11 protein-coding genes are annotated in these 10,784 nt (G+C 67.7%); 5 read left to right on the top strand and 6 right to left on the bottom strand.

Annotated features, from left to right (window positions below):
- Positions 1-31 precede the first annotated feature (31 nt).
- Both ACFUTU_RS13645 and ACFUTU_RS13640 read right to left on the bottom strand, forming a co-directional pair.
- Positions 32-2,107, bottom strand: coding sequence for an acyl-CoA dehydrogenase (locus ACFUTU_RS13645; RefSeq protein WP_377965094.1), 2,076 nt, complete (start codon positions 2,105-2,107; stop codon positions 32-34).
- Complete coding sequence (locus ACFUTU_RS13640) at positions 2,104-2,814, bottom strand: TetR family transcriptional regulator (protein ID WP_377965092.1); 711 nt, start codon at positions 2,812-2,814, stop codon at positions 2,104-2,106. The genes ACFUTU_RS13645 and ACFUTU_RS13640 overlap by 4 nt, the downstream gene beginning before the upstream one ends.
- Before the next feature lie 60 nt (positions 2,815-2,874).
- Between ACFUTU_RS13640 and ACFUTU_RS13635 the strand changes: the two genes are divergently transcribed.
- The 3 genes from ACFUTU_RS13635 to ACFUTU_RS13625 are packed head-to-tail and all read left to right on the top strand — an operon-like array spanning position 2,875 to position 6,474.
- Positions 2,875-4,227 (top strand): acetyl-CoA C-acetyltransferase, encoded by a 1,353-nt coding sequence (locus ACFUTU_RS13635; RefSeq protein WP_377965090.1) that lies wholly within the window; start codon positions 2,875-2,877, stop codon positions 4,225-4,227.
- Positions 4,220-5,554: a 3-oxoacyl-ACP reductase gene (locus tag ACFUTU_RS13630; protein WP_377965088.1), complete on the top strand. Its 1,335-nt coding sequence runs from the start codon at positions 4,220-4,222 to the stop codon at positions 5,552-5,554. The genes ACFUTU_RS13635 and ACFUTU_RS13630 overlap by 8 nt, the downstream gene beginning before the upstream one ends.
- Positions 5,551-6,474: a MaoC family dehydratase gene (locus ACFUTU_RS13625; protein WP_377965086.1), complete on the top strand. Its 924-nt coding sequence runs from the start codon at positions 5,551-5,553 to the stop codon at positions 6,472-6,474. The genes ACFUTU_RS13630 and ACFUTU_RS13625 overlap by 4 nt, the downstream gene beginning before the upstream one ends.
- Before the next feature lie 82 nt (positions 6,475-6,556).
- Here the strand turns inward: ACFUTU_RS13625 and ACFUTU_RS13620 are convergent, their stop codons facing one another.
- The 4 genes from ACFUTU_RS13620 to ACFUTU_RS13605 all read right to left on the bottom strand — a co-directional run bounded on the left by ACFUTU_RS13620 (position 6,557) and on the right by ACFUTU_RS13605 (position 9,849).
- Positions 6,557-7,600, bottom strand: a complete 1,044-nt coding sequence (locus tag ACFUTU_RS13620; RefSeq protein WP_377965098.1) for an aromatic acid exporter family protein — start codon at positions 7,598-7,600, stop codon at positions 6,557-6,559.
- A 94-nt stretch (positions 7,601-7,694) separates the two neighbouring features.
- On the bottom strand, positions 7,695-8,876 hold the full coding sequence (locus ACFUTU_RS13615; RefSeq protein ID WP_377965084.1) for a glutathione S-transferase family protein: 1,182 nt from the start codon (positions 8,874-8,876) through the stop codon (positions 7,695-7,697).
- Positions 8,877-8,885: 9 nt separating this feature from the next.
- Positions 8,886-9,650: a M50 family metallopeptidase gene (locus tag ACFUTU_RS13610; protein ID WP_377965082.1), complete on the bottom strand. Its 765-nt coding sequence runs from the start codon at positions 9,648-9,650 to the stop codon at positions 8,886-8,888.
- 40 nt (positions 9,651-9,690) lie between these two features.
- A complete protein-coding gene (locus tag ACFUTU_RS13605; protein ID WP_377965080.1) occupies positions 9,691-9,849 on the bottom strand; it encodes a hypothetical protein in 159 nt (52 codons plus the stop codon).
- 191 nt (positions 9,850-10,040) lie between these two features.
- Between ACFUTU_RS13605 and ACFUTU_RS13600 the strand changes: the two genes are divergently transcribed.
- Positions 10,041-10,505 (top strand): GatB/YqeY domain-containing protein, encoded by a 465-nt coding sequence (locus ACFUTU_RS13600; RefSeq protein WP_377965078.1) that lies wholly within the window; start codon positions 10,041-10,043, stop codon positions 10,503-10,505.
- Between the two features lie 79 nt (positions 10,506-10,584).
- Positions 10,585-10,776 carry a hypothetical protein gene (locus tag ACFUTU_RS13595; RefSeq protein WP_377965076.1) on the top strand — a complete coding sequence of 64 codons (192 nt, stop codon included), beginning with the start codon at positions 10,585-10,587 and terminating at the stop codon, positions 10,774-10,776.
- Positions 10,777-10,784 lie beyond the last annotated feature (8 nt).

The following is a 10,784-nucleotide window of genomic DNA, read 5'->3' as shown; positions in this document are numbered from 1 at the left end:
GGACCTTGGGTGGGTCCCGCCGTCGTTCTTTTCAGCGGTTGGGAAGGGACTTCTCCGGAACAGGAGCCGTGCCGCTCGCCCGCTGCACCCGGTAGTACTCGCGTGCCTCATCCTGGCGTGCCTTTTCGGCGCCGGTGGCGATGGCGGCCCGCAGGTGGTCCGGGCCGTAGCCGAAGGCGTCCACCAGCTCCAGTGCATGCGGGCGGAGCTTGACCAGCAGCCGGTTGATGTAGCCGCCCACTGTCCGTGCCCGCTGCATCGAGAGCCTGCCGTTCATGAGGTACCACGCGAGGTTGTTCTCGATGAGGGACAGCCCGAACAGATCCCGGAGCCAGGTCAGCACTCTCCTGGTGCCGGGATCGGCGACCTTGCCCAGGGCCTCGGTGAAGGCCTCCCACTGCAGGAGCTCGGCGTGTGCCCGGGCGGCGTCGATAAGCTCGTCCTGGTGCTGGTTGAACAGGGCGGATGCTTCGCGCTGGGGCAGGCGCCCGGCTCCCCGGAGGGCTGTGGCGGCTTCGGCTACCATCGTCTGGACGCGGTCAGTGAGCAGTGCGCGCTGGCTTTCCTCGTCGCGGAGGGCGATGGCGGCCTTTTGGACGGAGCCGCTGTCAGCCACGAACTGTGCCACCTGGCGCAGACCGGTGCGGTGCACAGCCGTACCTGCGGCCTGGTTCACCACGTACCGCGCCAGCACGCCGAACGTGGCACTGCGGAACTCCTTGGCGTAGTCGGCCAGCAGCCGCTTCGCCACGAGCTGCAAGAGTACGGTGTTGTCGCCTTCGAAGGTGACATAGACGTCGAGGTCGGCCCGCAGCGAGGCGAAGCGGTTTTCGATCAGGAACCCGGCGCCGCCGCAGGCTTCGCGGCACTCCTGCAGGGTGTCCAGCGCGTGCCAGGTGCTCAGCGGTTTCAGTGCCGCGGCCAGGGTTTCCAGGTCCTGGCGGTCCTCGTCGGAATCGTGGGCGCCGGAGAAGACGTCGTCCAGCTTTTCCAGCAGCTGCTCGTGGGCAAAGCCCGCCGCGTACGTGGTGGCCAGCCGGGTGAAGAGCCGGCGTTGGTGCCGCTGATAGTCCAGCAGCACCTCCTCCTCCACGGGGGACGAGGCGTTGAACTGCCGCCGTTCGGTCGCATACGTGATGGCGGTTTTCAGGGCGAGCTTCGATGCTGCAACGGCTGCACCATCCAGGCTCACGCGGCCCTGCACCAGCGTGCCGAGCATCGTGAAGAAGCGGCGGCCGGGACTGGCGATGGGCGAGGTGTAATTGCCGTCAGCATCGACGTCGCCGTAGCGGTTGAGCAGGTTGGTGCGGGGGATGCGGACATGGTCGAAGTGCAGGCGGCCGTTGTCGATGCCGTTGAGCCCGCCCTTCACACCGTCGTCCTCGCCGCCGATGCCCGGCAGGAACTCCTTGGAGGCGGGGTTGCGCAGGTCGACATAGAACGCGTGCACACCGTGGTTCACCCCGCGCGTCACCAGCTGGGCGAACACGACTGCGGCCAGGCCGTCAATGGCGGCGTTACCGATGAAGTCCTTCCACGCCGCACGGAACGGGGTGTGGATGACGAACTCCTGCGTGCCTGGATCATAAGTGGCCGTGGTGGCAATGCTGGCGACGTCCGAACCGTGCCCGGTCTCTGTCATGGCGAAGCAGCCCGGGATGTCCAGGTTCATGATGCCCGGCAGCCACTTCTCATGGTGCCCCTCCGTGCCAAGGTGCATCACGGCGGAACCGAACAGGCCCCACTGCACACCGGCCTTGATCTGCAGGGACGGGTCGGCGGTGACCAGTTCCTCAAAGCCGGCGATATTGCCGCCGTGGTCGTCGGCGCCGCCGAACCTGGCCGGGAAGGCGCGGTGCACCGCACCGCTGTCCACCAGGTGCTTCAGTTGGCCGAAGGTGCGCGCCCGGTGCTCCGAGTGCGTTAACCCCTCCGTCTTATGGAGCTCCCCGCGTGCGGCCAGCTCGCGCGCCTGCCGGCGCACGTCCGCCCACCTGCCCAGGAGCAGTTCACCCAGGGCCGCGACGTCGACGGCGGGCACCGGGAGAGCCGTTCCGGCTGCGGCAGAGGCGGTGGTGCCCGCCGGGCGGTCCGCTACTTCGGTCATGTCGATCCCTTCGTTGGTGGTGGTCCTTCGTTGCTTAGTTCCGGCGCTATGCCCACGCACAGCCAGTCGGTGATCTGCCGCGCCATGGTTTCCTGGTCCGGCTTGGCGGGGGAGTCCGGGCTCGCCAGCCACTGCTCGCCTGCGTTGCGTACCAGGCCGATGGCGGCATTTGGCCAGTAGCCGATGACGGCCTCCTTGCCTTCGCCCAGGTGGTTGCGCATGGGGGTGGCGATCATGTCCGCGATGGCGTCAAAGAAATGGCCCAGCGCACCGGCCGTCGCGATCGAGGTGGGACCGCCGTCGGACTCCGCAGCGGAGTACCGGGTCACGAACGTGTAGACGTTGGGGCTGGTTTCAGCCATCTGGAGGTATGCCGAGACCATGGCGAGCAGGCCCTCCCGGGGCGTCTGTGCGCTCTGCGCCGCTTCCTTGATGCGCTGCTGCATCTGCCCCAGCACCACTTCGCCCACCGCCTGCTGCAGGCCGGCCTTGTCGCCGAAGTACCGGTAGAACACCGACTTCGACGTTCCGGCCGCCGCGGCAATGTCCTCCATCGACGCGTCGCTGCCGAGGGCGTGCACTGCGCGCCGGGCCGCCTTGATGAGTTCCCGCCGGCGCTCCTCCCTGTGCCCCTGCCAGCGGGAGGCACGGCCGTCGACTGGTTCTGCGGAGGATTCGGGGGGCACGCCGGGAGGAAGCAAGTTCACGATACCCAGCGTATCAGGTACGCTGGGTATCGATAACAGCCGGATCGAAGGAGATAGCTCATGCCCGTGGATGGTCAGCCCCAAACCGTGCGCAAGGCCGTGGTGGTGGGCGGCAACAGAATCCCGTTCGCCCGGACCGGCGGTGCCTACACCAAGTCGTCCAACCAGGACATGCTCACCGCCGCCCTGGACGGCCTGATCGCACGCTTCGGCCTGCAGGAGGAGCGCATCGGTGAGGTGGCTGCGGGCGCGGTCCTGAAACACTCGCGGGACTTCAACCTGACGCGTGAGGCAGTCCTGGGCTCGGCACTGTCACCGGAGACTCCCGCCTATGACCTGCAGCAGGCCTGCGCGACGGGCCTGGAAACCGTGCTGGGTCTGGCGAACAAGATCAAACTCGGCCAGCTGGAATCCGCCATCGCAGGCGGCGTGGACTCCGCGTCGGACGCCCCGATTGCCGTCAGCGAAGGGCTCCGCGAGGTGCTGCTGGATCTCAGCCGCGCCAGGACACTGCCGCAGCGGCTGCAGATTCTCGCCAGGCTGCGCCCTAAGGATCTCGCCCCGGACGCGCCAAACACCGGAGAGCCCAGGACCGGACTGTCGATGGGCGAGCACCAGGCATTGACCACGGCCCAGTGGAACATCTCCCGCGAGGCCCAGGACGAACTCGCCCTCAGCAGCCACCGGAACCTCGCTGCGGCCTACGATGCCGGCTTCTTCGACGATCTCCTCACGCCGTACCGCGGGCTCACCCGGGACTCGAACCTGAGACCGGACACGAGCCTGGAGAAGCTGGCTTCCCTCAAGCCCGTGTTCGGCCGCAGCCTCGGCTCCGAAGCCACCATGACGGCCGGCAATTCCACACCGCTGACCGACGGCGCTTCCACGGTGCTGCTCGCTTCGGAGGAGTGGGCCGACGGTCATGACCTGCCCAAGCTCGCCACCGTGCTGGACGGCGAGGCAGCCGCCGTCGATTTCGTGCATGGCAAGGACGGGCTGCTCATGGCCCCGGTGTTCGCCGTCCCGCGGCTGCTGGCCCGCAACGGCCTGACCCTGGACGATATCGACTTCTTCGAAATCCATGAAGCCTTCGCCGGGACGGTGCTGAGCACGCTCGCCGCCTGGGAGCACGAAAAGTTCGGCCGCGAGCGCCTCGGCCTGGACGGCGCCTTCGGCAAGGTTGACCGATCCCGGCTGAACGTCAACGGCTCGTCGCTGGCCGCAGGGCACCCCTTCGCTGCCACGGGCGGGCGCATCGTGGCCACGCTTGCCAAATTGCTGCATGAGAAAGGCAACGCGGAAGGGCGTCCCGCGCTGGGACTCGTGTCTGTCTGCGCGGCCGGCGGCCAGGGCGTCGTCGCACTCCTCGAGGCGTACACGGAAGGAACCACCACGGGGGACATCCATGACTGACACGTACGCGCGGCTGGTAACCCACGGCCTCGGACGGGATGTGGCGCGGAAGCTCGGCCTGCCGCAGCCGGCCGAACTCCGCCGCTACCGGCCGGGCCAGCCGCTGATCGAAGGACCTGTCCTCGTGGGCGGCTCCGGAGCCGGTGCAGACGGGGTCGCGGCTGCGCTGCTTTCGTGGGGTTTGGATGTCCGCCGCCACGCAGTTCCCAAGGAAAAGCTGGGCGCAATCGTGCTGGCCCTCGACGCCGTGGAAGCCCCCGGTGACCTGGAGCAGCCGGTCCTGGCAACGGCCCCGTCGATCCGCGACCTCGCCCCCGGCGGCCGGGTGGTCACCGTCTCACGGGTGCCCGGCGGAACGCCGGCCACGGCGGCCGCCCGGCAGGGTGTCGACGGGCTGCTGCGGTCCCTGGCCAAGGAGCTGCGTGCCGGGGCCACCGGCAACGGCATCATCCTGGCCGGCGACGTCGATCCCACTGCGCCTTCGGCGCTGGGGGCGCTACGTTTCTTCCTCTCCGGCAGGTCAGCGTTCGTAGACGGCCAGTTCGTCCGTGTCAGTTCCAGGGAAGGCAGCCTTCCCGACGACGCCGACGCACCGCTTACCGGGAAGGTCGCGGTGGTAACGGGCGCGGCCAGGGGCATCGGCGCGGCCATTGCCCGGACGCTGCACCGTGACGGCGCCACCGTTGTGGCGGTGGACGTTCCGGCGGCCGGGGACCATCTGGCGGACGTGGCCAACGGAATCCATGGCACCGCACTGCAGCTGGACATTACGCGGGACGATGCCGGGCAGCGGATCATCGATCACGCCGTACACCGCCACGGCCGCCTCGACATCGTCGTGCACAATGCCGGCATTACCCGGGACAAGCTGCTGGTGAACATGGACCAGCCGCGGTGGGCGTCGGTGATGGACGTCAACATCGGAGCCCAGCTGCGGATCAATGAGGCGCTCCTGGCCTCCGAGCACTTCCGTTCCGCACCGCGCATTGTTTCGGTGGCGTCCACGAGCGGCATAGCGGGCAACCGCGGTCAAACCAACTATGCGGCGTCCAAGGGCGGGGTCATGGGCATGGTCCGGGCAACCGCGCCCCTGCTGGCACAGCACGGCGGTTCGATCAACGCCGTGGCGCCCGGGTTCATCGAAACGGAGATGACGGCTCGGATTCCCTTCGCCACCCGGGAAATCGCCCGGCGGCTGAATTCCCTGCAGCAGGGCGGCCAGCCGGAGGACGTTGCCGAGGCGATTTCCTTCCTCGCCGGCGATTCCGCCGGCGGCATTTCCGGGGAGGTGCTCCGGGTGTGCGGACAGAACCTGGTGGGGGCATGACCGGCCAGCCCCTCATCCTGGGGGAGATGCCGTCGCTCTCCAAGCTCTACGTCAATGCCGCCGCAACAGCCGCGCGCCGCAGGATCCTCGGCTCCTCCGCGGCGGCAGTGCTGCCCACGGTGAGCCACGAAGTCCGGGAAGTCCGTCCCGACGTCGAAATCCTTACCGCCTACCAGCACCTGCTGGGTGAGACCGCAAGCGATGTACTGCCGGCCGGGTTCATCCATGCCCTGGCGTTCCCGGTGGCCATGAGCGTCATGAACCGCGACGACTTTCCGCTGCCGCTGCTGGGGATGATCCACCTGCGGAACGTGATTGAGTACCGCAGGCCGGTCACCTTCACCGAACCGCTGGACATCGTGGCCCGGGCCGATGCGCTCCGGGCCCACCGCGCCGGAACCCAGGTGGATGTGGCGGTGGAGGTCCGCGCCTCGGGTGACGGTGCCTCGGGTAAGAACAGCGTGTGCTGGTGCGGCGTATCCACTTATCTCGCCAAGGGGGTGTTCCTCCCGGGCATCGACAAGGCCTCCGCAGCGCCCGCGCCGCAGGCATTCTCCGCACCGGATCCCACGGCTCTGTGGCAGCTTGGAGTGGACACCGGCCGTGCCTACGCTGCCGTCTCAGGGGACTTCAATCCGATCCACCTGAGCGTGCTGTCCGCCAAGGCCATGGGTCTGCGACGGTCGATTGCCCACGGCATGTACCTGGCGTCCCGGGCGCTGGCAGATGTGGGCGCCGTCAAAGGCGACGCCTTCCGCTGGGAGGTGGGGTTTGAGGCCCCCGTTTTCCTTCCCGCGCGGGTGGCGCTGGATATCTCGACGGCGGAGTCCGGGGAAGGCGGCTGGCTGCGGTCCGACTATGTGGCGTGGAGTCCGCGGTCCGGGCGGAAGCACTTCAGCGGCACTGTGTCGGCCCTTTAGGACTGTGTCGGCCCATGCATACAGGGCAGCTAAGACGCAAGGATGCTTAAATACCGGGCAGTGCGTGACCAGGCCTTGGCTGCTACTTGCCGGGGTCGGCGACGCGGAGGATGCGGTGCAGGCTGAGCAGGATTGATCCGGCGGCGCTCGGCCTGCCGCGCCCGATTCCTTCTGCGGCTGTGCGGTCCTCAAGTGAGGCGAGCGCCGAGCGGGCCGCCTGGAAAAGCTCGGCCTGCCGGTCCGCGTCTTCTTCCTCCGCCGAACGGAGCACCTCGCCCACGGCGGTGAGGGCCTCCGCCAAAGGTTCGCTGTAGGGCAGGGGGATGGTGAACGGCATGTCCTCGTTCCAGATGACGTCGGCAAGCACCTCGGTCATGTCCTGGATGTGGAACGTGATTTGCTCCAGGTCGCGGACGCTGCGGTAGTCCCTGTCCACGTCGCGCGGATGGAGCCGGCGCCGGGGATTCGCTGCCCGGCTCGCATCTGCCTTCTCCACGGCCGCACGGACGGACCGGGCCGAGCGGGCCAGGTCCTCCGAGCGCCGGGACCAGTCCTCGTGTTCGGGTGGCCATTTTTCATGCATGGCCGCTCCCATGTCGTGCAGCTGGCGGGCCAGCGAAAGCCTCAGCTCCGCGAGGCTCAACGCGGCGGCATTGAAGTGCAGGGGCGGAAACACCAGCAGGTTGACCGCGACGCCCACGACGACGCCCACGCCCATTTGCAGAAGGTAGGCGAAGGAGAAATCGTCCGGGTTCTGCCGGCCCACCAGCAGCACCAGCAGGGCCGCCGTCGGAATCCAGTCCCGGCCGGCGCCCAGGCGCGGCAGCCCCGCCAGCAGTACGCCCAGGGCCATGACCAGCGCAACCGACACCGGTGTGGCGCCGAAGCTGAAGAGCAGGAAGGCCAGGCCGATGCCTGCCCCCAGGCCCACCAGGGTCTGGAAGCCCTGGCGCATCGAACCCGAGACGTTCTCGTACATGGCCACCAGTGCGCCGAGCGGGGCATAGTACGCATAGTTCGCGGCGGCTCCGGGCATAAGCGGCGCCACGGAAAAGGCGATGCCGGCGGCGAGCCCTGCCTTGGCGGCGAGCTGAAGGCGCGGGGCGGCAAGGGCCCGGGCAACCATGGCGGACCATGACCGCCAGAACCGGCGCAGCAGTGGATCCCGGTTATCCGTTTGCTGTTGTTGGGGGGTGCTCATCACTGCTGTTGCGGCGCTTCTAGGCAGCTCCGTGCCCGGCAGCCACTTCCTCGCCTGCCTTCACCGGCCCCGGCGGGGTCCCGTCGCCGAAGGGCCTGCCGCCCAGGGACTCCCGCCCGTGCGGCGTCAGCCACCCGGACAGGTCCGGGCCGGCCGGGACGATCTGCGTGGGGTTGATGTCCTCGTGAACGATGTAGTAGTGCTGCTTGATCTGCACGAAGTCGATGGTGTCACCGAAGCCGGGCGTCTGGAACAGGTCCCGGGCATAAGCCCACAAAACCGGCATTTCGCTGAGCTTGTTCCGATTGCACTTGAAGTGCCCGTGGTACACGGCGTCGAACCGTGCCAGTGTGGTGAACAGCCGGACGTCTGCTTCGGTGATGGTGTCGCCCACCAGGTACCTCTGGCCGGCCAGCCGCTCCTCGAGCCAGTCCATGGCGTCCCACAGCCGGGCGTAGGCAGCGTCATAGGCCTCCTGCGACCCCGCGAAGCCGCACCTGTACACACCGTTGTTGACCTCGGTGAACACCCGCTTGTTGACGGTGTCAATCTCCGCGCGCAGGTGTTCGGGGTACAGCTGCGGCGCGCCCGGCCGGTGGAACTCCGTCCATTCGGTGGAGAAGTCCAGCGTGATCTGTGGGTAGTTGTTGGTCACCACGCCTCCGCTGGCGGTATCCACCAGCGCGGGAACGGTGATGCCGCGGGGATAGTCCGGGAACCGGGTGAAGTAGGCGTCCTGCAACCGCTCAATGCCCAGCACAGGATCCTTGCCGTCCGGATCCAAGTCAAAGGTCCAGGACCGGGCATCGTGGGTGGGGCCGGGCTGGCCGAGGCTGATGACATCTTCCAGTCCCAGGAGCCGGCGGACGATGACGGTGCGGTTGGCCCACGGGCATGCCCGCGCGGCTATGAGCCGGTAGCGCCCCGATTCAACCGGCCAGCCCGGTTCGCCGTTGGGCCCCGGCGTGCCGCCGCGGGTGATGCGGTCCTCAACGTAGTTGGTGTCTCGGTTGAACTCGCCGCCGGTGACGTAGGCGCCCAGTGTGCTGTGGGAGTCTGTGCTGGATTGGCCTGTGCCCGGCTGGTCCTTGCTGGGCTGGTCCTTGCTGCGCGGTTCCGCGGCGTGAAGTTCGGGGTTGCGCGGTTCCCCGGCGTGGCGGCCCCTGCTGTGTGCTTCGACTGTGCTGGTCTTCTCACTCATGGCACCAGACTATGTTGCCCCCGCGAAGACCCGCGACATTGGCTGCCAGGCAATCAGCCAGCAGGCCGCCACCACCAGGGAGAACAGTGCGATCCACACGCCGGACGGTACGGCCGTGGCGCGGTAGAGGATATACGCGTCGGAAGACCGCAGCTGGTCGCGGCGGCGGAGGTGGACGTTGGTGAGCTTGAGCAGGTCCCGGACGGCGGCGACGAGGAGCGCGACGCCCAGAATGATGGCCGCGTGGCCGGTGAACGCGGCGGGAACGTTGATGATCATGGCCGCCACTGCCACCACCGTCCCGAGGAGAATGAGCACGCCGGCGGCGTTGCGGATGAAGAGCAGCGATGCCAGCAGGATCAGCAGTCCGGCAGACAGGGCGGCCGGGCCCCAGCCGCTGAAGCCTGCCCACACCAGCACGGCGCCGGTGATGCCGGGAACAGGATAGCCCCAGAAGCCCGACCACACGGCGGCGGCACGTCCCCGCGTGTAGGAGGTGGTGGTGCCGCCATGGTTGAGCTGCAGCCGGATGCCGCCCAGCCGCTGGCCGCTGGTCAGGGCAGCAAAGGCGTGCCCCAGTTCATGGGTCACTGTGGCGAGCAGGCCGAAATAGCGCCACGTGGCACGGGGGACGGACAGCACGGCCGCAATGAGCACCACGGCCAGAAGTTCGGTGACGGAGACCGAGGGAACGGCAGTTTGGGTGAATCCGGAAGCCACGCGGTCCCACCATTGTTCGGGCAGCGACGGGCCGGGGACTTGCAGGTAAACCATGGGAATCAAGGCTACAGGGGCATGGTCCTTTGGACGGAGTTCAGAGCCCAGGCAGCGGCGGCGGGTCCTCCGTCAGTGCGGAGGCGTCGTCCGGGACCACCAGATCCAGCATGCTTACCACGGGGGCCTCGCCCATCGCGACGAGGAGCTCATTGATTGACATCTGCCCCTCGAGTTCACCCGGATGTTCCTCTTCCATACATAGAACATATGTGCGAAAACCGCCGGTAACGGCGAAAGACACGCGGCAACACCCCATCACGCCGCACCGGCAACCGGGCTGCAGACGTCTATGGCCTGAACGGCGAGTAAGGCCTGGCCAGGGTCTATGGTCCGGCCAGGGCCCGCTGGTCCACGATGGAGGTACACCGTTAACGAGAGAAGGACACCATGACCACGCTGAAGGAACGCCTGCATGCGGACGTCGTTGCACATCTGAAGGAGCGCAACAAGGTGGCGCTGGGCACCGTGCGCAGCGTCCTGGGCGAGATCGAGACCCGCGAGAAGTCGGGCAAGACGCCCGTGGAACTGGACGACGCCCAGGTAACGGCCCTGCTGCAAAAGGAGGCGGCAAAGCGCCGCGACACGGCCCGCATCTACATGGACGCGGGCGAGTCGGAGCGGGCAGCGGCAGAGATTGCCGAAGCGGAGGTTATTGAGGCGTACCTGCCCAAAGCACTCTCCGCCGCCGAAGTGGAGGGCATCGTCGACGAGGTTATCGCAGGATTGCGCGAGGACGGTTCAGAGCTGTCCGTGCGGCACATGGGTGCGGTGATGAAGCCGGTGACCGCGCGGGTGGCCGGCCGGTTCGACGGTAAGGCCGTGAGCGACATCGTCCGCCAGCGGCTCACCTGACCAGCGGCCCAACCGGGCAATCGACACCCGCCGGCTATGGGAGGACGATTAACGTACACCCACTGTTAGGAGGTCGGTGATGTGCTATTCATCGTGTGAGGGATGGCGGAATTACAGGAAAGAAGCGGCCAGGGAAGCCGAGGGACGCCGGGAAGCGAAACCGGCCGAGACCACCGAATCCCAGGTGCAGGCGGAGGAAAGCAGGATGTGGGCCTACCTCGCCCGGCTGGAGGAAGCCGCTGAGAAAGACCGCGTCCGCGAGAACGCGTAAGCACATAA

It is taken from the genome of Arthrobacter sp. NPDC057388, assembly GCF_042668165.1.
Lineage (GTDB): Bacteria > Actinomycetota > Actinomycetes > Actinomycetales > Micrococcaceae > Arthrobacter.
The sequence above is the reverse complement of the archived record's forward strand: the minus strand, read 5'-3'. Positions and strand labels throughout refer to the sequence as shown.

Bases quoted from the DNA above. Each gene is read 5' to 3' on its own strand.
- ACFUTU_RS13645 (WP_377965094.1), bottom strand. From the start codon at position 2,107: ATGACCGAAGTAGCGGACCGCCCGGCGGGCACCACCGCCTCTGCCGCA.
- ACFUTU_RS13635 (WP_377965090.1), top strand. From the start codon at position 2,875: ATGCCCGTGGATGGTCAGCCCCAAACCGTGCGCAAGGCCGTGGTGGTG.
- ACFUTU_RS13630 (WP_377965088.1), top strand. From the start codon at position 4,220: ATGACTGACACGTACGCGCGGCTGGTAACCCACGGCCTCGGACGGGAT.
- ACFUTU_RS13625 (WP_377965086.1), top strand. From the start codon at position 5,551: ATGACCGGCCAGCCCCTCATCCTGGGGGAGATGCCGTCGCTCTCCAAG.
- ACFUTU_RS13620 (WP_377965098.1), bottom strand. From the start codon at position 7,600: ATGGTTGCCCGGGCCCTTGCCGCCCCGCGCCTTCAGCTCGCCGCCAAG.
- ACFUTU_RS13615 (WP_377965084.1), bottom strand. From the start codon at position 8,876: ATGAGTGAGAAGACCAGCACAGTCGAAGCACACAGCAGGGGCCGCCAC.
- ACFUTU_RS13610 (WP_377965082.1), bottom strand. From the start codon at position 9,650: ATGGTTTACCTGCAAGTCCCCGGCCCGTCGCTGCCCGAACAATGGTGG.
- ACFUTU_RS13605 (WP_377965080.1), bottom strand. From the start codon at position 9,849: ATGGAAGAGGAACATCCGGGTGAACTCGAGGGGCAGATGTCAATCAAT.
- ACFUTU_RS13600 (WP_377965078.1), top strand. From the start codon at position 10,041: ATGACCACGCTGAAGGAACGCCTGCATGCGGACGTCGTTGCACATCTG.
- ACFUTU_RS13595 (WP_377965076.1), top strand. From the start codon at position 10,585: ATGTGCTATTCATCGTGTGAGGGATGGCGGAATTACAGGAAAGAAGCG.